Below are 23563 nucleotides of genomic sequence, written 5' to 3'. Positions count from 1 at the left end.
CCGGGGCCCGTCCGGCGCGCCCGACCCGGCGCGCCGGGTCGGGCGTCCCGCCGCGAGAGGACGCGTGCGGCTAGTACAACCGGCGCGCTTCGGTGGCGATCTCGTTCGGGGTCATCCCGGCCGAGCGGGTGATCTCGGCCCGGCGGACCGCGGTGATCGCGTCGAACAGGGTCTCGCCCAGCGCCTCGCGCAGCACCGGGCTCGCCTCCAGGGCGGCCAGCGCCGCCGCCGGGGAGCCGGGCAGGCGCGGTACGTCGCCGGCGGTCGAGGGGTCGCTCGGCACCTCCACCGGCAGCCGCAGTCCGTCCTCGATCCCGGCCAGGCCGGCCGCGATCACCGTGCCGACCACCAGATACGGATTGGCGGTCGCGTCGAAACACTTGAGTTCGGCGTTCGCGGTGTGCTGCCGCTCGCCCGCCATCCCGGTGACCAGCCGCATCGCGGCCTCGCGGTTCTCCAGGCCCCAGCAGCGGTACACCCCCGCCCACTGCGCCGGGACCAGACGCAGATGACTGGCCGCGCCGGGCGCGCCGATCGCCAGGAGCGCGGGCAACTCGCGCAGCACCCCGGCCAGGAACGCCTCGCCCTCGCGGGTCAGCCCCTGCGGCCCCTCGCCCCCGTGGCACAGGTTCGTCCCGTCGCGCCACGGCGAGAAGTGCAGGTGCGCGCCGTTGCCCACCTCGCCGGGCACCACGCACGGGGCGAAGCTGACCGCGTGCCCGTGCCGGGCGGCCACCGCCCGGATCGTCTCGCGCACCAGGACCGTGGTGTCCGCCGCGCCGATCGGGTCCTCCGGGGCGACGGACACCTCCAGCTGACCCGCCGCGTATTCCGGATGCACCTGCAACACGCGCACCTCCTGCGCGGCGAGCGCGCGGATCAGCTCGCGCAGTTGGGCGGACACCCGCACCACCCGGGTCATCCCGTACGCGGCCTTGTGGAAGGCGGGCAGGAAGCGGCCGGCCGCGTCCTCGGTGCCGGTGACCCACTCGACCTCGAAGCCCATCCGCAGCGACAACCCGCGCAGCCCGGCGCGGGCGGCCATCCGCCGGGCGAAGGTGCGCTGGCAACCCGCGTAGGGCACGCCGTCCTGGGTGTAGCGGTCGCCGGGCGCCCAGGCCCAGCCCGGTTGCGCGGCCAGCGGCCGCAGCGCCGTCAGGTCGGGGACCAGGCGCAGATCGCCCGTCGGACCGCCGACCAGGTTGCCCGCGGTGATCGAGTCGTCGGCGAGGAACACGTCGAACACGGGGGAGAAGCCCACGCCGTGCACGGCGACCGCGTCCAGGCGGGAGTACGGGACGGTCTTGACCCGGGTGATGCCCGCGTTGTCGACCCAGCCGAGCACCACCGCGTCGATCGGGTCGACCGACGCGCCCTCGATCGCGGGCGCGATCGGCACGGGCGCGGGCACGGGTCCCGGCACCGACGCCGGCACCTCCGCCGGGATCGACGCGACGCGGTGTGGTGACATGCACATCGGGATCACCCTCCGAGGCCGTACGACTTCGATCCGTCACGAACCTACCGGCCGGTTCCGCCGAAACGGAAACCGGCGAACCCGACGTACCCCGGCGGGGGGTGTTCGCCCCGACGCGCGGCCGGGGCGAACCTCACACCGGTGGGTGGCCGAGCCGCCCCGGAGGCGGGGGTAGTGTGGCCGCGAAAAGTATCTCGATGCCGAGCTACCGGCGGACTGCCATCGGCGTCGGATCCCGCCGCAGCAGAGGAGACCCGCGCGCAATGTCCCGTACCCCCGTCAACGTCACCGTCACGGGCGCGGCCGGTCAGATCGGCTACGCGCTGCTGTTCCGCATCGCCTCCGGTCACCTGCTCGGCCCCGACACCCCGGTCCGCCTGCGCCTGCTGGAGATTCCCCAGGCGGTCAAGGCCGCCGAGGGCACCGCGATGGAGCTCGACGACTGCGCGTTCCCGCTGCTCGCCGGGATCGACATCTTCGACAACCCGACCGACGGTTTCGCCGGCGCCAACGTGGCACTGCTCGTCGGCGCCCGCCCGCGCACCAAGGGCATGGAGCGCGGCGACCTGCTGGCCGCCAACGGCGGCATCTTCAAGCCGCAGGGCGAGGCGATCAACGCCGGCGCGGCCGACGACATCAAGGTGCTCGTCGTCGGCAACCCGGCCAACACCAACGCGCTGATCGCGCAGCGGCACGCGCCCGACGTACCGGCCGAGCGCTTCACCGCGATGACCCGCCTGGACCACAACCGCGCGCTGACCCAGCTCGCGAAGAAGGCCGGCGTCGCGGTCACCGACATCGCGAAGCTGACCATCTGGGGCAACCACTCGGCCACCCAGTACCCGGACATCTTCCACGCGCGGATCGCCGGCAAGAACGCCGCCGACGTGGTCGACGACCGCACCTGGCTCGCCGACACCTTCATCCCCACCGTCGCCAAGCGCGGCGCGGCGATCATCGAGGCGCGCGGCGCGTCCTCGGCGGCGTCCGCGGCCAACGCGGCGATCGACCACGTGCACACCTGGGTCAACGGCACCGCCGACGGCGACTGGACCTCGATGGGTGTCGTCTCGGACGGCTCCTACGGGGTGCCCGAGGGCCTGATCTCGTCCTTCCCGGTCGTCTGCAAGGACGGCGCGTGGGAGATCGTCCAGGGCCTGGACGTCAACGAGTTCTCCCGGGCGCGGATCGACGCCTCGGTGCAGGAGCTGGCCGAGGAGCGCGACGCGGTGCGCGAGCTGGGCCTGATCTGAGTCGGAGCCGGTGCCTTCCCGGCGCCGGCCTCACGCGGAATCGACCGGCGGCGGGCCGAACGGCCCGCCGCCGGTGTGTTCGGGGAGCCGGGCGCGCCCGGGCGCGGTCCTCGGCCCGAACAACTCGGCCAGCGCGGCGACCAGGGCCTCCAGCGTGCCGGCGAAGGCCGCCGCGGAGGGGGCCGCGTAGCCGACGACCAGACCCGGCGGGTGCTCGGCGTACGGGGGCAGGTGGTACCAGCCCAGGCGATGCACCGCCACACCGCGCCGGGCCAGCAGCGTGCGCGTCTCCTCCTCGCCCGGTCCGCCCGCGGGCAGTTCGAGCCGCACCTGCAGGCCTGCGGCGATGCCGCACACCCGTACGGCCGGCACCCGCCGGGCCAGCTCCGCGACGAGCCGGTCGCGGCGGTCGCGGTAGGCCAGGCGGGCGCGGCGGACGTGGCGGTCCAGGTCGCCGGCGGCGATGAACTCGGCCAGGGTGAGCTGGTCCAGCGTGCCCACCGTCAACTCGGGCCGATCGCGGACCGCGAGCAGGTCGTCGAGCAGGTACGGCGGCACCACCAGCCAGCCGAGCCGCAGGCCCGGCGAGAGCATCTTGCTCGCGGTGCCCGCGTACACCACGTGTTCGGCGCCCAGGCCCTGGAGCGCGCCGACCGGGTGCCGGTCGTAGCGGAACTCGCCGTCGTAGTCGTCCTCGATCACCACGCCACCGGTCTCCGCGGCCCAGCGCAGCGCCGCCGCGCGCCGATCCGGGTGCAGCGGCACGCCCATCGGGGACTGGTTGGCCGGGGTCAGCACGATCGCGTCCGCGTCGCCGGCGGTGTCGATCCGGGCGCCCTGCCCGTCCACCGCGACGGAGGCGACCTCGACGCCGGTGCGGGCCACGATCTCGCGCAGGAACGGCAGCCCCGGGTCCTCCATGGCGATCCGGCGCGCACCGCGGGCGGCCAGCGCGTGGCCGAGCAGGAACAGGCCCTGCGCGTAGCCCGCGCACACCACGATGCGATCCGGCCGGGTGCGCACCCCCCGGACCCGGCCGAGGTAGTCGGCCAGGCGCTCGCGCAGTTCGATCCGGCCGCGCGGGTCGACCGACGGCCAGAACGCGTCGGGCCCGGCGGCGGCCAGCGCGCGCCGCTGGGCCGCGGCCCAGCGGGCCCGGGGGAACGCGGACAGGTCCGGGCGTCCGGGCCGCAGGTCGAAGCGCGGGGCCGAGGCACGCGCGTACACCGGTACCGGCACCGGGTCGGCCGGGCGTTCGGCGACCAGGGTGCCGGCGCCGCGACGGGCGATCAGATAACCCTCGGCGACGAGTTGGGCGTACGCCTCGGCGACCGTGTTGCGGGCCATCGCGAGGTCCACGGCCAGGGTGCGCGAGGAGGGCAGCCGGGTGCCGGGGGCGAGCCGGCCGTCCACGATCGCCGCGCGCAGCGCACGCTCCAATCCGATCCGCCGGCCGCGCACGGGGCCGGGTTCCAGGTACAGATCCACATCGCCGATGGCCCGGGAACTTCGCATGGGATTGGACCTTAGTCGCGGTCCGGTCCGCACGTAGGGTCATGATCATGAGCATTCAGGAAGTGACCGCGGAAACCCCCGTCGCCGGCGAGCCGGCCCGACTGCCCGTCGAGTCCCTGCACGGCGCCGCGTACAAGGCCGCCATCGCGCTGAGCACGGTGGCGGCCGAGGGTCTGGACCCGATCGTCGCGGAGCTGATCAAGATCCGCGCGTCGCAGATCAACGGCTGCGCCTACTGCGTGGACATGCACACCAAGGACGCCCGCGAACTCGGCGAGACCGAGCAGCGTATGCACGCGATCCCGGTCTGGCGCGAGACGCCGTTCTTCACCGCCCGGGAGCGCGCGGTGCTGGCGCTGACCGAGGCGGTCACGCTGCTCACCGAGGGCCACGTGCCGACACCGGTCTGGGACGAGGCGGCGAAGTACTTCGACGACGTGGAGATGGGCCGGATCGTCTGGTCGATCGCCGCGATCAACACCCTCAACCGGGTGGGCGTCGCCACTCGCGCCTGGGTGGTGGGCTCGTACCGCCCGGACCTGGCCCGCTGACGGATCCCACGCCGCGCCCGCCCGGGGGGCGGGATCCGGTCGGCCGGGGCGAATCCGGTCGAACCACCGGAATCGCCGACCGACACCGGTCGCGGCGATCGAGGGCATGGACAACCGAACGACCCGGCGGCCGACCCACGGTCACCGCTCGTCGAAGGGGCCGGGCCGGAGGACCCGCCGGGAGTATGCGGCGTGGTCGGGCGCTCGATTCCCGAGTCCGGTCAGGACCGGGGCGGCGCCGGCGTTCCGCCGGTGTCGACCCAGGTGGGGATCGGTTCGCGGGCGGTCAGCCAGGGTTTCGGGATGTCGGACAGGGTGGTGCGGGAGGCGACGACGCCCGCGGTGATCGCGCAGGTGGTGTCGACGTCGCCCATGCCGGTCGCGGTGTGCCACAGGGCCTCCGGGAGGGAGTCCGGGTGGTGGGCGGCGGTCCACAGGGCGAAGGGGACCGTGTCGGGGGCGCTGATCCGCGAGCCGTTGCCGAGTACGCCCGTCGCGTGCCGGACCGAGGAGTGGGCGGGCAGTCGGGAGGCCGCCCGCAGGCCCGCCGCCACGTCGCTCTCCGGGGTGTGCCCGGCCACCTCGGCCAGGAACTCCGCCGGATCCGGGGCCGCTTCGCCCCGCCCCCGAGTCGCCAGCGCCGCCGCGATCGCCACCGCGACCGCTCCCGCCACCGCCTCCGGATGCGCGTGCGTGGTCTCGGCGGACCGCTCCGCCTCGGCCGCCACCACCGCGAGCCCGTCGTCGGCGAACCACGCCCCCAGCGGCGCGACCCGCATCGCCGCGCCGTTGCCCCACGAGCCCTGGCCCTCGAACTGGCGGCGCGTCACCTCCCGCCACGGCTCGCCCTCGTGGATCGCGCGCAGCACGCCGTGCATCGACGGGCCGTAGCCGCGATACGGATCGGCCTCGTACGACGCGGCGAAGTGCGTCGCGAGCGCGTCCTGGTCCACCACGTCGCACAGGTGCAGGATCCGCAGCAGCGAGAGCGCCATCGCGGTGTCGTCGGTCCAGTACCAGAGGCGGGCCTGCGGGGCGATGCGGCGGGTCAGCCGCTCGGTGAGCTCGGCCCCCCGGTAGCCGAACCACTGCTCGCCGAAGGCGTCGCCGAGGGCCAATCCGTGCAGGGAGCGCGCCGCGTTCGCGACGCGTCGGGTGCGGTCCATGCGCCCCACCCTGCCGGCCGGCCGGGGCCGGCAGCCAAGGGATTACCGTGCCGGGACGGCGACTTCGCCCGACCCGAGACGAGGGTTCCGGCCCTTCGGGGTGCGGTACGGCCATAAGGTGGCCGCATCCTCTCGGAACGTGGCGAATATTGCTGATTCTTATCTCGACATCAAGAGGCTCGGCATCGAACGATTCGCTAGAATGACCTCATGAAAGACGAGGTCGACCGGCTTGTCGCGGCATGGAAGCGGGAGCGCCCCGACCTCGACGTCGAACCCCTCGAAGTATTGAGCCGGGTGACCCGACTGGCGCGGCATCTCGACCGCGCCCGGCGTACCGCGTTCTCCGCGCGCGACCTCGAACCGTGGGAATTCGACGTGCTCTCCGCGCTGCGCCGCGACGGCGCGCCGTATCAGCTCTCGCCCGGCCAACTGCTCACCCAGACGCTGGTCACCTCCGGGACGATGACGAATCGTATCGACCGCCTCGCGGCCAAGGGCCTGGTGCTGCGCCTGCCCGACCCCGACGACCGGCGGGGGGTGCTGGTCCGGCTGACCGACGACGGCCGGGATCGGGTCGACGCGGCGATGGCCGAGTTGCTGGACCACGAACGGGCCATCCTGGCCGGCCTGACGGTCGATCAGCAGGCCGCGCTGGCCGGGCTGTTGCGTTCGCTCGTGGCGCCGTTCGACAACCACGCCTGAAACAAACCTCTTTGACCCTTCCATGGTCGGAATTCACTCCAAGTGATCAAATGTGTCAAGGACCCGTTGTGTGCCGGGAACGGCGCCCTGTAGACAAGTCCCTGTTGGGAGCGAAACCGCAAGGGTTCGCCTCGGGGAACAGGAGCAGGGCATGACCTTCACCATTCACCCGGTCCGCGGCACGCGGCGCCGTCGGCCCACGCCCGCCGATCTCGCGGCACTGACCGGACACGACTAGCCCGGGTCGTGACGGGGGTCGGGGGGTGGGGAGCATCGTCCGGATCCGCGAAGGCGTCTTGGGGAAGTAACGCCGGAGCGGACGGGTGGCGGTGATCCGAGGGGTGGAACGCCGGGGGGCGTAGGGGTGGTGAACAACGGGATGTGAGGCGGGGGAACGCGCGCAGGGGGCCTCGAAGGCGGGGAACGGGTGGGGAAGACCCGGGGGTGGGACCGGGGGCGGGACCAGGGGTGGAACCGGGGCGGGACCGGGGGCGGGAAGACCGGGGGCGGGGGCGATTCGGGGAGAAGGGTGCTCGGGACCGGCGGGTCGGCGGGGCGATGGATGACGATCCGTCACCCCGCCGACCCACGTCCGTCCCGATCGACCGCGGGCGAACCGCCTTCCGGTCGAGCGCCCTCCGGCTCAACCGCCCTCCGGCCCACCCGCCTCGCGGCCGTCCGTCTCCGGGGCGAACGTCACCGGCAGCCGCTGCAAGCCCCGCATGATCAGCCCGCCGCGCCACCGCAGTTCGTCCGCCGGCAGCGCGAGCCGCACATCGGGTAGCCGACGCAGCAGCGTGCCGATCGCGATCTGGCCCTCGAGCCGGGCGAGCGGCGCGCCGATGCAGTAGTGGATGCCGTGCCCGAAGGCCAGGTGCTGATTGTCCGCGCGGGCCGGATCGAGCAGGTCGGGCGCGGGGAATCGGCGCGGGTCGCGGTCGGCCGCCGCGAGCACCACGAGCACCGGCTCGCCCGCCGGGATCCGGGTCCCGCCGATCTCCAACTCGGTGGTGCTGAACCGCCACGTGGCCACCTCGACCGGCCCGTCGTAGCGCAGCAGTTCCTCGACGGTGGGTGCGAGCAGTTCGGGGTCGGCCCGGAGCGCGAGCCGTTCCCGGTCGTGCGTGAGCAGCGTCAGGAGCCCGTTGCCGATCAGGTTGACCGTGGTCTCGAAACCGGCGAACAGCAGGATGAAGGCCATCGCCGCGGCCTCGTCCTCGGTCAGGTGTTCGCCGTGGTCGCTCGCCCGGATCAGCCCCGAGATCAGGTCGTCGTCCGCGTCGGTGAGCGTCGCGCGCTTGCGGTGGATCAACTCGGCGAGATACGTACGCATGTGCCGCACCGCCCGGGCCACCCCGCCGCGCGGCCCCGAGCCGTGCCGGATCATCATCCCGGCCCAGGTGCGGAAGTCCGCCTGATCCTCCTCCGGCACACCGAGCAGGTCGCAGATCGCGTAGATCGGCAGCGGGAACGCGAAGTCGTGGATCAGGTCGGCCTCGCCGGTCCGGGCGAAGTCGTCGAGCAGCCGGTCCGTCAGGGCCTGGACGCGTGGGCGGAACTCCTCGGCGCGGCGCGGCGTGAACGCCTTGGACACCAGGCGGCGCAGCCGGGTGTGGTCCGGCGGGTCGAGGTTGAGCAGATGCGCGCCCACCCCCGAGCGCTGCTCGCCGGGCACGCCGACCTTGCCCTGTTTCCAGGCCGCCTCCGACCGTCGCGGGTCCTTGCTCAGCCGCTGGTCGGCGAGCGCCTGCCGGGCGTCGGCGTATCGGGTGACCAGCCACGCCTCCACCCCGCTGGGCAGCGTGGTGCGGTGCACCGGGGCGTGCTTGCGCAGATGCGCGTACGCCGGATACGGGTCGGCGATGAACTCCCGGGTGAACAACTCGGGCCCGGCCGGCACCGGGTGCGCGGGGCAGCCCGCGGGGTCGTCGGTCACGTCCGCGACGTCCGTGTCGCGCGCAGCCCCTTGATCCCGAGCCAACCGATCGCGTTGCCCGCCGCGAACGAGACGATCGTCAGGGCCAGGTGGATCAGGAAGAACGCGGTCGGGCCGTCGTTCCAGGAGCGGTCGTCGGCCCAGATGTTCCTGAGGAAGTTCGGCCACAGGATCCAGCTCCAGACGCCGAACAACACCAGACAGGCGGATGTACCGCGGCCGATCCTCAACGTGAAGCACCCGTTTCCCGGTCAAAAGTTCAGCAAATTTGTCCCGGTTCAGTATGCGGCGGCGCGGGCGCCGAACCGCAGCCGGGGGCCGCCAGTACGCTCATCGCATGTCTTACTGGTTCCGGGCTTCTCGCAAGCCGGCTGTCGCGTGCGCGGGGGCGATCGCTTTCGTGTTGGGTTCCGCCTCGATGGCGCAGGCGGCGCCGGAAACGCCGGAGCCGCAGCCCCCCGCGTCGATGTCGGATGTGGGTGGCGCGCGCTTGGCCCAACCGGGGGTACAGAGCGACCTGCCGCCCGGGAGCCCGCCGCCGCCCGCCGTCGAGGGCTACTCGTGGGTGGTCGCCGAGGCGGAGACCGGCAAAATCCTGGCGGCGAAGAACCCGCACTGGAAGTTGCCGCCGGCCAGCACGCTGAAGATGTTGTTCGCGGACACCGTGCTGCCCAAGATCGACCGCAACACCACCCACCAGGTGGCGCCGGCCGAGCTGCGCAACCTCGGCGAGGGCAGCAGCCTGGTCGGGATAAAGGAGAACGAGACCTACAAGGTCGAGGACCTGTGGCGCGGGGTGTTCCTGCGCTCGGGCAACGACGCGGTGCATGTGCTGTGCGCGATGAACGGTGGCGTGGACACCACCGTGCGGCAGATGAACGAGCGGGCCAAGCAGCTTCGGGCGGGCGACACCAACGTGGTCTCGCCGGACGGCTACGACGCGCCGGGGCAGGTCTCCAGCGCGTACGACCTCGCGCTGTTCGCCCGCGAAGGGCTCAAGAACAACGACTTCCGCTCGTACGCGAGCACCAAGGTCGCCGACTTCCCCGGTGTCGCGGGGGCCAAGTTCCAGATCCAGAACACCAATACGATGCTGGGCCAGTATCCGGGCATGCTCGGCGTCAAGAACGGCTACACCACCAACGCCGGGAACACCTTCGTCGGCGGCGCGCAGCGGGGCGGGCACACGCTGCTCGTGAGCATCATGCACGTCGAGGGCAAGGGCAAGACGTACGAGGACACCGGGAAGCTGCTCGACTGGGGCTTCGCCGCGATGGCCCAGGCGAAGCCGGTCGGCATGCTGGTGGAGCCGTTGTCGGCGCCGGGGGACAAGAACGACAAGAGCACGAAGGCGGCCGACGGGAAGCCGGGCGACGCCAAGACCGCGAAGGCCTCGTCCGCCTCGGACGACGACGGGTTCGACTGGGTGTTGTGGGCGGGGCTGGGGGTGCCGGCGGCGCTTGTGGTGGGCGGTGGCGTGCTGTTCGCCCTTCGGCGGCGCGAGGGGGGTTCGGGCGTGCGGTTCGAGGACGACATCCTGCCGTAGGGGTGGGGCGGCCTCAGGCGCCGGCCGGGCTGCGGTGGTTGGCTTTGCGAGGGTGCTTGGCTTTTACGGATGGCCTCAAACGCCGGCCGGGCTGAAGTGGGTGGCTTCGCGGGGTTGTTTGGCTTTTTGCCGATGGCCTCAAACGCTGGCCGGGCTGGGGTGCGTGGCTTCGTGGGGGCGTTTGGCTTTTATTGATGGTCTCGGACGCCGGCCGGGCTGGGGTGGTTGGTCTCGCGAAGGTGCTCGGCTTTTGTTGATGGTTTTGAACGGTGGTCGGGTTGTGGTCCTCGGTTATGGGTGGTTTCGGGTGAAGCGTTCCAGGAGGATGCCGAGGGTGGCGGTGCCGGCTATTGCCAGGGCGTAGGTGCGGATGGGGTGGGTGGGCCTGGTGCCGTAGGCGGACAGGTCCAATGGGGGTTCCGCGGCGGCTTTTTCGGCGGCGGCCTCGATGTTGTCGGCGGCTTCCCCGGCCTCCTGGGCGTTGGCCGTCCAGGCCGCGCAGAACAGGAGCAGGCGGGTCACGAAGTAGATCCACAGCAGCAGTGCCACCGGGACCCCGAACGCGCCGTAGGCGCTCTTGCCCGCGACCCCCGCGATGTACGAGGACACCAACAGCTTCAGCAACTCGAAGCCGACCGCCCCGATCAACGCGCCCTTGATCGCGACCGAGCGGTGCATGGTCAGTCGCGGCATCCCCACGAGCAGGTACAGGAACAACACCACGCTCGCGCCGACCGCGACCGCGAACGCGGCGATCTGCAGCAGGATCCGGCCGACCGGCTGGTGTTCGAGCCCGATCGAGTCGGAGACGTGCCGGATCACCACCGTCGCGAACGTGGACGCGCCGACCGACAGCGCCAACGCGAGCCCCAGGCCGATCAGCACGCCGACGTCGGCGATCTTGCGCACGACGACGTTGCCCGGCTCCTCCTCCACGTCCCAGATCGCCCGGATGGAGGAACGCGTCGCGTCCACCCACCCCGTCCCGGACACCAGCAGCAGCGCGCCGCCGATCACCCCGACCGCGCCCGCGTTGCGCACCAGCGCGTCCAGGTCCAACTTGTCGGCGATACCGGGGATCTGCTCGGAGATCTTGTTCTGCATCCGGCGGACCTGGGAGGGGTCGAGTGCCGCGGCCACCACCGCCGCGGCGAGCGTGATCAACGGGAACAGCGACAGGAACCCGTAGTAGGTCACCGCCGCGGCGAGTCGATTGCCGTATCGATCGCCGTAGCGCGAATAGGCCCGCCAGGTGGGGCCGATGACCGGGATCCTCGCCAGCCGCTCCTTGATCGCCACGGATGACTGCTGCCCGCCCGACGTCCTGCCCACACGCGACTCCACTCCGTGACGTCCCGTGCGGCCGGGACGGCATCACACGGGCAGCGGACCTGGCAACGATTGGCCGAACGCGAAGTCACGTTGCGGGCGCCACACCCCGTCCGTGCCGTGCTCGTACAGGCTGAAGCCCCAGATCGGGAAGACCGCGTCGTAGTCGACGAGTTCCGCGAACGCCAGGTCGAGCATGTGATCGGGCAGGTGATGCGCGACGGTCACATGCGGGTGGTACGGGAAGTGCAACTCGCGCTCCAGCGGCCCGGATCGCACCGCGGCCTCGATCCGCTCGCACTCCGGGATACCGCGCGCGACCTGGACGAACACCACCGGCGAGGTCGGTCGGAACGTACCGGTGCTGCGCAGGTGTATGTCGAACGGGGCCTCGCCGGCGGCGACCGCGCGCAGGTGCTCCTCGACCTCGGCCATCGCCTCGTCGGCCACCTCGGTCGGCGGCAGGAGGGTCACGTGGGTCGGGATGGCGTTCGCGAGCGGATCCCCGAACCCGGCGCGGCGAGCCTGCAACTCGCTGCCGTAGGGCTCGGGAATCGCGATCGACACCCCGATGGTGCGCTTGGCCATGTGCTGCGCCTCAGCCTCCCGACCCGCCGGCGACCGGGGGCAGGAAGCCGACACGGTCGTAGGTCTCCGCGAGCGTCCGCGACGCCACCGCGCGGGCCTTGTCGGCGCCGCGCGCGAGCACGGCGTCCAACTCGGCCGGGTCGTCCAGGTAGCCGCGCACCCGCTGCTGGAACGGGGTGACGAACTCGACCAGCACCTCGGCCACCTCCTTCTTCAGGTCGCCGTAGCCCCGACCCGCGAAGCGCTCCTCCAGCGCGGCGATCGAGGTACCGGAGAGCGCCGAGTGGATGGTGAGCAGATTGGACACCCCCGGCTTCTCGACCTCGTCGAAGCGCACCTCGGTACCGGTGTCGGTGACCGCGCTGCGGATCTTCTTCGCGCTGGTCTTGGGGTCGTCGAGCAGGTTGACGATGCCCTTGGGCGTCGAGGCGGACTTGCTCATCTTGATCGTCGGATCCTGGAGGTCGACGATCTTGGCCGTCTCCTTGACGATGAACGGCTTGGGGACGGTGAACGTCTCGCCGAACGTCGAGTTGAACCGCTGCGCGATGTCGCGGGTGAGCTCCACGTGCTGGCGCTGGTCCTCGCCGACGGGGACCGCGTCGGCCTGGTAGAGCAGGATGTCGGCGACCTGGAGCACCGGGTAGGTGAACAGACCGACCGTGGTGCGGTCGGTGCCCTGCTTGGCGGACTTGTCCTTGAACTGGGTCATCCGCGCGGCCTCGCCGAACCCGGTCATGCAGTTCATCACCCACGCGAGCTGTGCGTGCTCGGGCACGTGGCTCTGCACGAACAGGGTGCAGCGGTCCGCGTCCAGACCGGCCGCGAGCAGTTCCGCGGCGGAGATCCGGGTGCGCTCGCGCAACTGCTTCGGATCCTGCGGAACGGTGATCGCGTGCAGGTCGACCACCATGTAGAAGGCATCGTGGCTGTCCTGGAACGGCACCCACTGCCGGATCGCGCCCAGGTAGTTACCCAGGTGGAACGAATCCGCGGTCGGCTGGATTCCGGACAGAACACGGGGACGCGTCGAGGCCATGCCGCCATTCTCTCAGGCGCGTGACCCGGTTCCGGTCAGGGGAGCCACGCGACGTCCGCGCGGGGCGCACAACAAAGCGGGTGAGCGCCCGGGGAAACACGCAACGATCGTGCGGGATGGGACAACGCAGCCGCCTTTACGCCCCCGGTGCCGGCGCCTAGGCTTTCCAGGGCCGACACACAGGGTCGTCGACCGCCTATCCACGGTGACGATCGGGTGCGGCCCCCGGCCTGCCGCCGACTGCACGGCATCACCATCGGCAGGGTCGGACGGGCGTGGGCCGCGGAAATCCCGGGCACGCGCCTGCCGCCGCCGTCGCGAGAAGGGGATATCGCGTGCGCCTCACCTCGCGCTGCGGTCGATCGGGCCGTTCCGACCTGCGGTCGGAACGCATATCGCCCGGAGCCGAGCGGGCGCGGGTGCCCCGACAGCGGCGACGCGGCTTCGTCGCCCCGAGGGCGGCCGAACTGCGGCACTACGTGATGTGTCCGCCGGTGTTCCTGGACGAGACGCCGCCGGCGACCGCGTTCACGGCGCGCACCACGACCGCGATGGGTCAGTGGGAGCGGTTGCGCACGGTATTGATCGGGCTCGGGCATCGGGTGAGCCTGGTGCCGGGTCGCCCGGGGCTGCCCGACATGGTCTTCGCCTCGCGGGCGGCGACCGTGGTGGGCGGGCGGGTGCTCGGCGCGCGTCCGCGCGCGGCGGCCCGGTCGGCCGAGACACCGGCGTATCTGGAGTGGTTCGCCCGGCACGGCTTCCGCTCCGCGCTCGAGCCGGTGTTCGCCCACGAGGGCGAGAGCGATCTGATCCCGGTCGGCCCCCGGCTGCTGGCCGCGGTGGGGCCGCTGACGGAGTCGGCCGCGCATGCCGAGGCGCAGGCGTTCTTCGGCCTGCCGGTGGTCCCGCTGGAGTTGGCCGACCCGCGTTTTCCCCGACTCGGCTCGGCGCTGACCGTGCTGGGCGAGCACACCGCGGCCTACTACCCGGGGGCGTTCACCCCGACCGCGCTGCGCCGGCTGACCCGGGTGTTCCCGGAGCGGATAGAGGTGGACGAGGCGGACGCGGCGGCGTTCGGCCTCGACGCGGTCTCCGACGGGCGCAGCGTGGTGATGGGCGACACGACACCCGCGCTCGCCGCCCGATTGACGGAGCGGGGATTCCGTACGATCGAGCTGGACATGTCCGCGTTCGCGGCCCACGGCGCGAGCGTGCGCGGCTGCGTACTGGAACTGCGCGCCGCTCGTTGATCCAACGCCCCTGCGGGGTATCCCGTCCGTACCCACCCGGGTGACTTTCCTCCGCCTTGTCGTTTGTCACGGGATTTTCCCGTCTTCGTAGCAAATCTCCTCTCGGTATCCCCCTATCGCCGTTCTCCACTCTCGTAGCGATTCCACGGTTCTCCACCGTTGCGAAAGGACGTCATGAGCACGCAGCACACCCCCGCCCCCTCCGCTCCCGAGCACAAGTCCGGGGTCGGCCGCCCGGGCGGCCCCGGCACCGAGAGCACCCGACTGATCGCGTTGGCCGAGGACTACAGCGCGCACAACTACCACCCGCTGCCGATCGTGGTCGCCGAGGCGCACGGGGCCTGGATGACCGACGTCGAGGGCCGGCGTTACCTGGACATGCTGGCCGGGTACTCCGCGCTCAACTTCGGACACGGCAACGCGCGCCTGATCGACGCCGCCAAGCGGCAGTTGGACCGGGTCACGCTGACCAGCCGGGCGTTCCACAACGACCGCTTCGCGCCGTTCTGCGAGCAACTCGCGGAGTTGGCGGGCATGGAGATGGTCCTGGTGATGAACACCGGCGCGGAGGCGGTGGAGACCGCGGTCAAGACCGCGCGCAAGTGGGGCTACGAGGTCAAGGGCGTGCCGGACGGGCGGGCCCGGATCATCGTGGCGGCGGGCAACTTCCACGGCCGCACCACCACGATCGTCAGCTTCTCCACCGACGAGGAGGCGCGCCGGCACTTCGGCCCGTACACCCCGGGCTTCGACGTCGTGCCCTACGGCGACGCGGCGGCGCTGCGCGCGGCGATCACCGACGACACGGTGGCGGTGCTGCTCGAACCGATCCAGGGCGAGGCCGGCGTGCTGGTCCCGCCGCCCGGCTACCTGGCCGAGGTGCGCCGGGTCACCGCCGAGCGCGACGTGTTGTTCATCGCCGACGAGATCCAGTCCGGACTCGGCCGCACGGGCCGCACCTTCGCGTGCGAGCACGAGGGTGTCGTGCCCGACATGTACATCCTGGGCAAGGCGCTCGGCGGCGGCATCCTGCCGATCTCGGCCGTGGTGTCGTCCCGCGCGGTGCTCGGTGTGTTCGCCCCCGGCGAGCACGGCTCCACGTTCGGCGGCAACCCGCTGGCCTGCGCGGTGGGCCTGGAGGTCCTGGAGATCCTGCGCTCCGGCGAGTTCCAGCAGCGCTCCGCCGACCTCGGCGACCACCTGCACCGCGAACTCGCCACGCTGGTGGGGCACTCCGTGACCGCGGTCCGCGGCCGCGGCCTGTGGGCGGGCGTCGACGTCGACCCGGCGCACGGCACCGCGCGCGCGGTCTCCCAGGCCCTGCTCGACCGGGGCGTACTGGTCAAGGACACCCACGGCCAGACCATCCGCATCGCCCCGCCCCTGGTGATCTCCAAGGACGACCTGGAGTGGTCCCTGGACCAACTCCGCGCGGTCCTGGCGTAGCCCGGTCCGCCGGATCGCGACGGCCGCGGAGCCTCCGGCACTCCGCGGCCGTCCCCACGCCACACGGCGCGAGTCCGCCGCCGATGGGCCGGCGCCGGCCTCGATGCGACGCCGGGCCGGACAACGTGTCGAGGCCGACGCGTCGGATGTCGGGGTCGGCCGCGGCGCGGGCCGAGAAAGGGGCCACCCCCCGGGGGGCGCCCCCGCCACGTATGCCGCCGACTCCGGGTCGGGTCACGAGCTGCGGCGGCCGACCAGCCTCGGTTTGGGTTCGATGCCGGAGAGGCCGTTCCAGGCCAGGTTGACCAGGTGCGCGGCGACGTCGGCCTTCTTGGGGCGGCGGACGTCGAGCCACCACTGGCCGGTCAGGGCGACCATCCCGACCAGCATCTGGGCGTACATCGGGGCCAGCTTCGGGTCGTAGCCGCGCGACTTGAACTCCAGGCCGAGCACGTCCTCGACCTGCGAGGCGATGTCGCTGATCAGCGAGGCGAAGGTGCCCGTCGACTGGGCCACCGGCGAGTCCCGGACCAGGATGCGGAAGCCGTCGGTGTTGTGGTCGATGTAGTCGAGGAGCGCGAAGGCGGCCTGCTCCAGCAGCTCCCGGGGGTGGCCGCCGGTCAGCGCGCCGGTCACCCCGTCCAGCAGTGCGCTCGTCTCGCGGTCCACGACGACCGCGTACAGCCCTTCCTTGCCGCCGAAGTGTTCGTAGACCACCGGCTTCGACACGCCGGCCTTGTGCGCGATCTCCTCGACACTGGTCGCGTCGTAGCCACGCTCCGCGAACAGTGTTCGACCGATGTCGATCAACTGCTCCCGGCGCTCTTTTCCGGTCATGCGCACACGACCGCCGCCGCGCGGTGCACTCCGCCTGCTGGTCTCGGTCACTGGCCCATCATGCCGCGCGCCGTGCGGCGACCCGTTCCCGGTCCGGCCAACGCACGTCCCAGACCCAGCCCAGCTTCTCCATCCAGCGGATCGTCCGGGCGCTGCTGTCGAGCTGACCGCGCAGCACCCCGTGCCGGGCGCTGGTCTGGTCCGCGTGGTGCAGGTTGTGCCAGGACTCGCCCATCGACGGGATGGCCAGCCACCACACGTTGCCGGAACGGTCGCGCGACTTGAACGGCCGTTCGCCCGCCGCGTGGCAGATCGAGTTGATCGACCACGTCACGTGGTGGAGCACCGCGACCCGGACCAGGCCGGCCCAGAAGAACGCGGTCACCGCGCCCTGCCACGACCACGCCCACAGCCCGCCGACCAGCGCGGGAGCGGCCAGTGAGACCGCCACCCACAGCGGGAACTGGCGGGAGACGCGAATCATGTCGCGGTCCTTGAGCAGGTCGGGCGCGTACTTCTCCTGCGAGGTCTGCTCGACGTCGAACAGCCACCCCATGTGCGCCCACCACAGGCCCTTGGACAGCGCGCCGACGCCGGTGCCGTAGCGCCACGGCGAGTGCGGGTCGCCCTCCTTGTCGGAGAACTTGTGGTGCTTGCGGTGGTCGGCCACCCAGCGCACCAGCGGCCCCTGTACGGCCATGTTGCCCGCGATCGCCAGCGCGATCCGGACCGGGCGCTTGGCCTTGAACGACCCGTGGGTGAAGTAGCGGTGGAACCCGATGGTGATGCCGTGACCGGTGATGGCGTACATCACCACCGCGAGCACCACGTCGCGCCAGGACAGTCCCCATCCCCAGGCGACCGGTACCGCTGCCACCAGCGCGAGGAACGGGACGCCGATGAAGAGCGCCAGCGCGATCTGTTCGGCGGCGTGCTTGCGCTCGCCGCCGAGCGTGCCGCGTGGGGCCGAGTCGGCGGACTTCCGTTCGGCTTCGAGCACGCCGGCGCCGGGGGAACCGGGGGAGGAAACGGTCATAGGGATTCCCTCAGGTCGGGGGCAGGCAACGCTACGGCGACGTAACCTACGGAGCCGTAAGTTCCGTCAGTATGGCAGGTCATGAGCGGAAAGCGAGGGGTCTGTACGCCTTCTCGTTCTTCCTTCGCGCACCCCGGGGAGGACGTTTTCCAGGTGCGCGCGCGAGCATGCCGACGGCGCGTCGGCGATCTTGGGCCCGGTTTCCGGGGGGTTATTCGCGCACGGGACGCCGGGGGGCCGGCATAGTGGGTGCCGTGAAAACGGGATGAACCCGCTGCTCAGGCGGAATGCCCGATTCATTCCGCTATGGTGTAACTCGGCAGCACACGGGGTTTTGGTCCCCTTGGTCCAGGTTCAAATCCTGGTAGCGGAGCCCTTCGGTCGTGCGGACCGCATCGGCGCGTGGAGGCTCCCGCCGACGGCGCTATCCTCATAGGGCCCGGTTTGTTCGGCTCGGCTTCGTCGTGCCGTCATTTCGTATCTCCGAAGTCGGCCTTCGGGGTCGTCGGGCATCCCCCGCCAGCGATGCCGAGGAGCCTTGCTCTGTGAGCCCCATCCGCCCGGCTGCCGTCGTCGTACTCGCTGCGGGTGAGGGCACCCGCATGCGCTCCAGGACCACCCCGAAGGTGCTGCACACCCTGGCCGGTCGGGCCATGGTCGGGCACGTGGTGGAGGCCGCCCGACGACTGGATCCCGAAGACCTGATCGTCGTCGTCGGCCACGGCCGCGACAAGGTCGCCGGCTACCTCTCCGTACTGGACCCCGCGGCCAAGGTGGTCGTCCAGGAGGAGCAGAACGGCACCGGCCACGCCGTGCGCGTCGCCCTGGACGGGCTCGCCGCGAGCAGCCGCGAACCCGACGGAGTGGTCCTGGTCACCTGCGGGGACACCCCGCTGCTGACCTCGGACAGCCTGGCCGCCCTGGTCGCCACCCACGAGAGCGAGGGCAACGCCGTCACCGTGCTCTCCGCGGTGGTGCCCGACCCGACCGGCTACGGCCGGATCGTCCGGGAGAACACCCCCGACGGGCGCGGCGCCGTGACCGCGATCGTCGAGCACAAGGACGCCACCGCCGCGCAGCGCGCGATCGCCGAGATCAACTCCGGCGTGTACGCGTTCGACGGCAAGCTGCTGCGCGAGGCGCTGGGACAGATCACCCCGCACAACAGTCAGGGCGAGGAATACCTCACCGACACGCTGCACGTGTTGCGCGAGGCCGGACACCGGGTGGGCGCCGCGGCCGCCGTGGACCACCGGGAGATCCTGGGCGTCAACGACCGGGTGCAGCTCGCCGAGGCGCGGCGGGTGTTCAACGACCGCCTGATCGAGGCCGTGATGCGCGCCGGGGTCACCGTGATCGACCCCGCGACCACCTGGATCGACGTCGACGTGACGTTCGAGCCGGACGCCGTCGTGCACCCCAACACCCAGCTGCACGGCGTCACCAGCATCGCCGCCGAGGCCGTGGTGGGTCCCAACTGCACGCTGCGCGATACGGTCGTCGGGCCGCGGGCGCACGTGTACAACACCACGAGCGAGGGTGCCGAGATCGGCCCCGAGGCGACCGTGGGCCCGTACACCTACCTGCGGCCCGGTACCCGCCTCGCCGCCAAGGCCAAGGCCGGCGGCTTCGTGGAGATGAAGAACGCCGTGGTCGGCGAGGGTTCGAAGGTGCCGCATCTGACCTATGTCGGGGATGCGACCATCGGAGTGGGCACCAACATCGGCGCGGCCACGATCTTCGTGAACTACGACGGCGTGAACAAGCACCACACGGTGGTCGGCGACCACGTCCGCGTGGGCAGCGACACCATGCTGGTCGCCCCGATCGAGATCGGCGACGGCGCCTACACGGCCGCCGGATCGGCGATCACCGAAGATGTCCCACCCGGTGTGATGGCGGTGGCGCGGGGGCGCCAACGCAACATCGACGGGTGGGTCGCACGCAAACGCGCGGGTACGGCCTCGGCGCAGGCCGCCGAACGCGCGCTCGCGTCGAGCCAGGGCGACGCGGGTGACGTGCACACAACGGCCGGGCCGAACGACGGTTCTGCCGAGGCGAATGGCAAGGAGACGGTGCTGTGAGCGGGATCAAGGTGACGCCTGAGCGCAAGCTCATGCTCTTCACGGGCAGGGCCCACCCCGAACTTGCGAAGGAGGTGGCCTCGGAGCTCGGTGCGGACCTCGTTCCCACCAAGGCCTTCGAGTTCGCCAACGGGGAGATCTACGTACGGTTCGAGGACTCCGTACGAGGTGCCGACGCCTTCGTGATCCAGAGCCACACGGCTCCGATCAACACGTGGATCATGGAACAGCTGATCATGATCGACGCGCTCAAGCGGGCCTCCGCCAAGCGCATCACGGTCATCGTCCCGTTCTACGGCTACGCCCGTCAGGACAAGAAGCACCGCGGTCGCGAGCCGATCTCGGCGCGGCTGATGGCGGACCTGTTCAAGACCGCGGGCGCCGACCGACTGATGGCCGTGGACCTGCACACCTCGCAGATCCAGGGCTTCTTCGACGGCCCGGTGGACCACCTGTTCGCGCTGCCGCTGCTGGCCGACCACGTGGGCAAGCGGGTGGACCGCGAGCGGCTGACCGTGGTCTCCCCGGACGCCGGCCGGGTCCGGGTGGCGGACCAGTGGACGGACCGCCTCGGCGCCCCGCTGGCGATCATCCACAAGCGTCGCGACCCGAACATCGCCAACGAGGTCACCGTGCACGAGGTGGTCGGTGACGTCGCCGGCCGCACCTGTGTGCTGGTCGACGACATGATCGACACCGGTGGCACGATCTGCGCCGCCGCCGACGCGCTGTACGAGAACGGCGCGGCCGACGTGATCGTGGCCGCCACCCACGCGGTGCTCTCCGGCCCCGCCGTGGACCGGCTGAAGAACTCGCGGATCAGCGAGGTCATCGTGACCAACTCGCTGCCGATCGAGGAGGGGCGTCGGTTCGACAAGCTGACCGTCCTGTCGATCGCCCCGATGGTGGGCCGCGCGATCCGCGAGGTCTTCGAGGACGGTTCGGTCACGAGCCTGTTCGAGGGCCACAGCTGATCCGAAGGTCCGGCCGACATTCGGCACCTTAGCGGGATGCCGAGTCTCGACTGTTCCAACTCGCGTACGCCGCCCGTCCGTTCGGCCGGGCGGCGTACGTGTGCCCGCTCGCTCTTCGCGGTATCGTGCCCTGACCGGGGGGCGTGCCATCACTCGTTCGAGTGGTGCTTGTCGCGACCCGATTTCGGGTCGACCGAGAAGAGCGGGTAGGCTAACGGGGTTGCCCGGCGAGGGATGCGCGCTACTTGCTCCGTGATCGACGCGGTAGTTGTGTGTCGTGTACTCCTCCAAGGCTTTTGCAGGGGACCCGGTGCCACTCGGGCACCTACGAACCGGCTCCGGCGATCACCGTCCGCAGTCGATCCGCATCATGGGGACCCCGCCCCGCCATCCGCCACCGCGTCGTTCGAGGAGTACCCGTCGTGTCCGAGGTCCGTATCGTCGCCGAGCCGCGTTCCGAGTTCGGCAAGGGTGCCGCCCGTCGCGCCCGTCGCGCGGGTAAGGTGCCGGCCGTCCTCTACGGTCACGGCTCCGCTCCGCTCCACCTTGCGCTTCCGGGCCACGAGCTCATGCTCGCGCTCAAGACCCCCAACGTGCTGTTCTCGCTGGACATCGACGGCAAGGCGCAGCTCGCCCTGCCCAAGGACGTCCAGCGGCACCCGATCAAGCGGCACCTGGAGCACGTCGACCTCCTGATCGTCCAGAAGGGCGAGACGGTCACGGTCGAGGTTCCGGTCAGCACCGTCGGCGAGATCGCCCCGGGCGGCCTGCTGGAGACCGTCGTCCCGGCGCTCCCCGTCGAGGCCGACGCCACCGCCCTCCCCGGCACCATCGAGATCGACGTGACCGGCCTGGAGCCGGGCGCCTCGGTACACGCCAAGGACATCAAGCTGCCGAAGGGCACCGCGCTCGCGGGCGACCCCGAGGCGGTCATCCTGCACATCCTGACCCCGTCGGCGCCCGAGCCGACCGCCGAGGAGACCGCGGCCGACGAGGCCTGAGTCGACACACGCGCGACGAACGCGGGGACAACGGCATCATGAGTGAGTCGCAGGCCCACGCCACCACGGACGACAGTCCCTGGCTGGTCGTGGGCCTCGGCAATCCCGGCCCCGAATACGCCGGGAATCGCCACAACGTCGGGTTCATGGTGGTCGACCTGCTCGCCGAGCGGGATCGGTCGAAATTCAAGGCGCACAAGTCGCGCGCCCAGGTGGTGGAGACCCGGATCGGCCCGCACCGCGTGGTGCTGGCCAAGCCGATGTCGTTCATGAACCTCTCCGGCGGTCCGGTGACCGCGCTGCGCGACTTCTACAAGATCCCGGTCGCGAACATCATCGCGGTGCACGACGAGCTGGACGTCGACTACGGCGTGTTGCGGCTCAAGCGCGGCGGGGGCGACAACGGGCACAACGGCCTGAAGTCGATCACCAAGTCGCTCGGGCCGGACTATCTGCGGGTGCGGTTCGGCATCGGGCGACCCCCGGGCCGGATGGACGTCGCGGCGTTCGTGCTCAGGGACTTCTCCGCGACCGAGCGCAAGGAACTGGGGTTCGAGGTGGACCGGGCGGCCGACGCGTGCGAGGCACTGGTCCGCGAGGGGCTGGAGCGGGCGCAGAACCGCTTCAACACCTGAGCGAGCCACGACGACAAAGGGCGGTGCCCCCTGCGGGGCGCCGCCCTTTCGCACGCGTGGCACCGCCGGCCGCGGCTACCAGCGCCCGTCGTCGCGGATGCGTACCGGGGCGTGCCCCAGGACCAGCGTGCTGATCGCGGCGTCCATCGACGAGCCGATGAACCACTCGCCGGTGTGGTCCAGGCCGAACACCCGACCGCCCGGGTCGATGGCCAGGTAGGCGCTGCCGCCGTCCTCGTCGCCGAGCGGCGCCAGCGGGGTGCCCAGCGCGCGGCCCACGTCGGTCAGCGTGCGGGGCAGGTGCAACCCCCGGGTGGGATCGATGGTGAACGGTCGGCGCAGGACGTCCTTGCCGGCGCCGCCGATCGCGAAGTGCAGGGTGCCGAACTCGGCCCAGGCCACCAGCGCCGCCGGGAACACGCTGTGCCGGTGGCCGTCGGGCGACTCGTGGTCGCTGATCTGCCGGGCCCACGTCTCGGCCTGGGTCAGCCGACGCCGGCCCACCGTCCAGCCGGCCCGCTTGAGTTCGTGCACCACGTCGGAGGAGAACCGGGACACGTCAGCCGCTTTCCGTCGGTGTGACGCCGAAGTGGTCGAGCATCGGAGCGCAGGATCGGCACGGCGGCTGATAGGTGTCGTGCTGTGGGTCGCCGTCCTCGCGGATCCGGCGCAGTGTCAGCTTGGCCCCCTTGAGCGAGCGGCGCGCCTCCTGCACGGTGAACGGCCGCCGGGCCGCCCGTTTGCTGCGCGCCGCCTCGGCCTCGAAGAGGTGCTCGGAGACCAACTCGACCTCGGGGCAGCGGCCCCGCCAGCGCTCGCGCGATTCGGGCGGCAGTGCCAGCAGGAAGTCCCGGACCAGCGGATGCGGGTTCGGCACGGTGTCGCCCTTGGCGCCCGCCCGGGTGCTGATCCGCTTGCCGATGATCAGCGCGGCCGCCACGGCCGGGAGGATGCTCTCGCGCGTTCCCCGCGGGGTGCCCCGGTCCGGGGTCTCGCGGGCCGGTTCGATCGTCGGATCCACTTCCGCCGTACGTTCCTTCGCCAGTGTCGTCGTCGGGGTACCCGCGGCCACGTGGCGTTCCCTTCTCGTTCATGTGCTGCTTGCCGGGCGGCCGTTCCCATCGATGCTGGGATCGTGCCGGCGCCCGGATCGGTGACTGTGCGTGCAACAGCGTGCCAAACGCCTCGGCGTCAC

22 protein-coding genes and 1 tRNA gene are annotated in these 23563 nt (G+C 71.5%); 11 read left to right on the top strand and 12 right to left on the bottom strand.

Features of this window, described 5'->3' with window-relative positions; genetic code table 11:
• Positions 1–70: 70 nt before the first annotated feature.
• The gene (locus tag EMA17_RS15285) at positions 71–1477 is read right to left on the bottom strand and encodes a type I glutamate--ammonia ligase (RefSeq protein WP_246126674.1); all 1407 of its coding nucleotides are present in this window, start codon (positions 1475–1477) and stop codon (positions 71–73) included.
• A gap of 263 nt (positions 1478–1740) precedes the next feature.
• Here EMA17_RS15285 and EMA17_RS15280 point away from each other — a divergent pair, with 263 nt between their 5' ends.
• Positions 1741–2730, top strand: coding sequence for a malate dehydrogenase (locus EMA17_RS15280; protein WP_126637525.1), 990 nt, complete (start codon positions 1741–1743; stop codon positions 2728–2730).
• Positions 2731–2760: 30 nt separating this feature from the next.
• Here EMA17_RS15280 and pdxR read toward each other — a convergent pair whose 3' ends face one another.
• Complete coding sequence (gene pdxR, locus EMA17_RS15275) at positions 2761–4245, bottom strand: MocR-like pyridoxine biosynthesis transcription factor PdxR (protein WP_126637524.1); 1485 nt, start codon at positions 4243–4245, stop codon at positions 2761–2763.
• Between the two features lie 47 nt (positions 4246–4292).
• Between pdxR and EMA17_RS15270 the strand changes: the two genes are divergently transcribed.
• Positions 4293–4796 (top strand): carboxymuconolactone decarboxylase family protein, encoded by a 504-nt coding sequence (locus EMA17_RS15270; RefSeq protein WP_126637523.1) that lies wholly within the window; start codon positions 4293–4295, stop codon positions 4794–4796.
• Positions 4797–5017: 221 nt separating this feature from the next.
• On the opposite strand, the gene EMA17_RS15265 is transcribed toward EMA17_RS15270, so the two are convergent.
• Complete coding sequence (locus EMA17_RS15265) at positions 5018–5962, bottom strand: ADP-ribosylglycohydrolase family protein (RefSeq protein ID WP_126637522.1); 945 nt, start codon at positions 5960–5962, stop codon at positions 5018–5020.
• A gap of 210 nt (positions 5963–6172) precedes the next feature.
• On the opposite strand from EMA17_RS15265, the gene EMA17_RS15260 reads away from it, so the two are divergent.
• Positions 6173–6667, top strand: coding sequence for a MarR family winged helix-turn-helix transcriptional regulator (locus EMA17_RS15260; protein WP_126637521.1), 495 nt, complete (start codon positions 6173–6175; stop codon positions 6665–6667).
• A gap of 643 nt (positions 6668–7310) precedes the next feature.
• On the opposite strand, the gene EMA17_RS15255 is transcribed toward EMA17_RS15260, so the two are convergent.
• Together EMA17_RS15255 and EMA17_RS15250 are read right to left on the bottom strand one after the other, a co-directional pair.
• Positions 7311–8603 carry a cytochrome P450 family protein gene (locus tag EMA17_RS15255; protein ID WP_126637520.1) on the bottom strand — a complete coding sequence of 431 codons (1293 nt, stop codon included), beginning with the start codon at positions 8601–8603 and terminating at the stop codon, positions 7311–7313.
• Positions 8600–8833, bottom strand: a complete 234-nt coding sequence (locus EMA17_RS15250) for an SCO4848 family membrane protein (RefSeq protein ID WP_126637519.1) — start codon at positions 8831–8833, stop codon at positions 8600–8602. The genes EMA17_RS15255 and EMA17_RS15250 overlap by 4 nt, the downstream gene beginning before the upstream one ends.
• Positions 8834–8940: 107 nt before the next feature.
• On the opposite strand from EMA17_RS15250, the gene EMA17_RS15245 reads away from it, so the two are divergent.
• Entirely contained in the window at positions 8941–10149 is a 1209-nt protein-coding gene (locus EMA17_RS15245) for a D-alanyl-D-alanine carboxypeptidase family protein (protein ID WP_246126673.1), read from the top strand.
• Positions 10150–10440: 291 nt separating this feature from the next.
• Here EMA17_RS15245 and EMA17_RS15240 read toward each other — a convergent pair whose 3' ends face one another.
• The 3 genes from EMA17_RS15240 to trpS are packed head-to-tail and all read right to left on the bottom strand — an operon-like array spanning position 10441 to position 13105.
• Positions 10441–11481 (bottom strand): YihY/virulence factor BrkB family protein, encoded by a 1041-nt coding sequence (locus tag EMA17_RS15240; RefSeq protein WP_246126672.1) that lies wholly within the window; start codon positions 11479–11481, stop codon positions 10441–10443.
• A gap of 42 nt (positions 11482–11523) precedes the next feature.
• Positions 11524–12066: a 2'-5' RNA ligase family protein gene (locus EMA17_RS15235; RefSeq protein ID WP_078975647.1), complete on the bottom strand. Its 543-nt coding sequence runs from the start codon at positions 12064–12066 to the stop codon at positions 11524–11526.
• A 10-nt stretch (positions 12067–12076) separates the two neighbouring features.
• The gene (gene trpS, locus EMA17_RS15230; RefSeq protein ID WP_126637518.1) at positions 12077–13105 is read right to left on the bottom strand and encodes a tryptophan--tRNA ligase; all 1029 of its coding nucleotides are present in this window, start codon (positions 13103–13105) and stop codon (positions 12077–12079) included.
• 335 nt (positions 13106–13440) lie between these two features.
• Here trpS and EMA17_RS15225 point away from each other — a divergent pair, with 335 nt between their 5' ends.
• Both EMA17_RS15225 and rocD read left to right on the top strand, forming a co-directional pair.
• Positions 13441–14355 carry a dimethylarginine dimethylaminohydrolase family protein gene (locus tag EMA17_RS15225; protein WP_126637517.1) on the top strand — a complete coding sequence of 305 codons (915 nt, stop codon included), beginning with the start codon at positions 13441–13443 and terminating at the stop codon, positions 14353–14355.
• 174 nt (positions 14356–14529) lie between these two features.
• Positions 14530–15801 (top strand): ornithine--oxo-acid transaminase, encoded by a 1272-nt coding sequence (gene rocD / locus EMA17_RS15220; RefSeq protein ID WP_246126671.1) that lies wholly within the window; start codon positions 14530–14532, stop codon positions 15799–15801.
• Positions 15802–16035: 234 nt separating this feature from the next.
• On the opposite strand, the gene EMA17_RS15215 is transcribed toward rocD, so the two are convergent.
• On the bottom strand, positions 16036–16638 hold the full coding sequence (locus tag EMA17_RS15215; RefSeq protein ID WP_126637516.1) for a TetR/AcrR family transcriptional regulator: 603 nt from the start codon (positions 16636–16638) through the stop codon (positions 16036–16038).
• Positions 16639–16696: 58 nt separating this feature from the next.
• A complete protein-coding gene (locus tag EMA17_RS15210) occupies positions 16697–17674 on the bottom strand; it encodes an acyl-CoA desaturase (RefSeq protein ID WP_246126670.1) in 978 nt (325 codons plus the stop codon).
• 300 nt (positions 17675–17974) lie between these two features.
• On the opposite strand from EMA17_RS15210, the gene EMA17_RS15205 reads away from it, so the two are divergent.
• From EMA17_RS15205 to pth, 5 genes are all read left to right on the top strand, one after another.
• Positions 17975–18047, top strand: a tRNA-Gln gene (locus EMA17_RS15205).
• 172 nt (positions 18048–18219) lie between these two features.
• Positions 18220–19758: a bifunctional UDP-N-acetylglucosamine diphosphorylase/glucosamine-1-phosphate N-acetyltransferase GlmU gene (glmU, locus tag EMA17_RS15200; RefSeq protein WP_246126669.1), complete on the top strand. Its 1539-nt coding sequence runs from the start codon at positions 18220–18222 to the stop codon at positions 19756–19758.
• Positions 19755–20732, top strand: coding sequence for a ribose-phosphate diphosphokinase (locus EMA17_RS15195; protein ID WP_126637515.1), 978 nt, complete (start codon positions 19755–19757; stop codon positions 20730–20732). The genes glmU and EMA17_RS15195 overlap by 4 nt, the downstream gene beginning before the upstream one ends.
• A 422-nt stretch (positions 20733–21154) precedes the next feature.
• On the top strand, positions 21155–21733 hold the full coding sequence (locus tag EMA17_RS15190) for a 50S ribosomal protein L25/general stress protein Ctc (protein WP_126637514.1): 579 nt from the start codon (positions 21155–21157) through the stop codon (positions 21731–21733).
• Between the two features lie 38 nt (positions 21734–21771).
• Positions 21772–22368, top strand: a complete 597-nt coding sequence (gene pth / locus EMA17_RS15185) for an aminoacyl-tRNA hydrolase (protein WP_126637513.1) — start codon at positions 21772–21774, stop codon at positions 22366–22368.
• A gap of 75 nt (positions 22369–22443) precedes the next feature.
• Here pth and EMA17_RS15180 read toward each other — a convergent pair whose 3' ends face one another.
• Both EMA17_RS15180 and EMA17_RS15175 read right to left on the bottom strand, forming a co-directional pair.
• A complete protein-coding gene (locus EMA17_RS15180) occupies positions 22444–22926 on the bottom strand; it encodes an SUKH-3 domain-containing protein (RefSeq protein ID WP_126637512.1) in 483 nt (160 codons plus the stop codon).
• Position 22927: 1 nt separating this feature from the next.
• Complete coding sequence (locus EMA17_RS15175; protein WP_126637511.1) at positions 22928–23440, bottom strand: YwqJ-related putative deaminase; 513 nt, start codon at positions 23438–23440, stop codon at positions 22928–22930.
• Positions 23441–23563 lie beyond the last annotated feature (123 nt).

The organism is Embleya hyalina (assembly GCF_003967355.1).
Lineage (GTDB): Bacteria > Actinomycetota > Actinomycetes > Streptomycetales > Streptomycetaceae > Embleya > Embleya hyalina.
This window is presented reverse-complemented; position numbering and strand designations above follow the sequence as displayed.

Coding starts and splice junctions, on each gene's coding strand:
- EMA17_RS15285 (WP_246126674.1), bottom strand. CDS start 1,477: ATGTGCATGTCACCACACCGCGTCGCGTCGATCCCGGCGGAGGTGCCG.
- EMA17_RS15280 (WP_126637525.1), top strand. CDS start 1,741: ATGTCCCGTACCCCCGTCAACGTCACCGTCACGGGCGCGGCCGGTCAG.
- pdxR (WP_126637524.1), bottom strand. CDS start 4,245: ATGCGAAGTTCCCGGGCCATCGGCGATGTGGATCTGTACCTGGAACCC.
- EMA17_RS15270 (WP_126637523.1), top strand. CDS start 4,293: ATGAGCATTCAGGAAGTGACCGCGGAAACCCCCGTCGCCGGCGAGCCG.
- EMA17_RS15265 (WP_126637522.1), bottom strand. CDS start 5,962: ATGGACCGCACCCGACGCGTCGCGAACGCGGCGCGCTCCCTGCACGGA.
- EMA17_RS15260 (WP_126637521.1), top strand. CDS start 6,173: ATGAAAGACGAGGTCGACCGGCTTGTCGCGGCATGGAAGCGGGAGCGC.
- EMA17_RS15245 (WP_246126673.1), top strand. CDS start 8,941: ATGTCTTACTGGTTCCGGGCTTCTCGCAAGCCGGCTGTCGCGTGCGCG.
- EMA17_RS15235 (WP_078975647.1), bottom strand. CDS start 12,066: ATGGCCAAGCGCACCATCGGGGTGTCGATCGCGATTCCCGAGCCCTAC.
- trpS (WP_126637518.1), bottom strand. CDS start 13,105: ATGGCCTCGACGCGTCCCCGTGTTCTGTCCGGAATCCAGCCGACCGCG.
- rocD (WP_246126671.1), top strand. CDS start 14,530: ATGAGCACGCAGCACACCCCCGCCCCCTCCGCTCCCGAGCACAAGTCC.
- EMA17_RS15215 (WP_126637516.1), bottom strand. CDS start 16,638: ATGACCGGAAAAGAGCGCCGGGAGCAGTTGATCGACATCGGTCGAACA.
- EMA17_RS15210 (WP_246126670.1), bottom strand. CDS start 17,674: ATGACCGTTTCCTCCCCCGGTTCCCCCGGCGCCGGCGTGCTCGAAGCC.
- pth (WP_126637513.1), top strand. CDS start 21,772: ATGAGTGAGTCGCAGGCCCACGCCACCACGGACGACAGTCCCTGGCTG.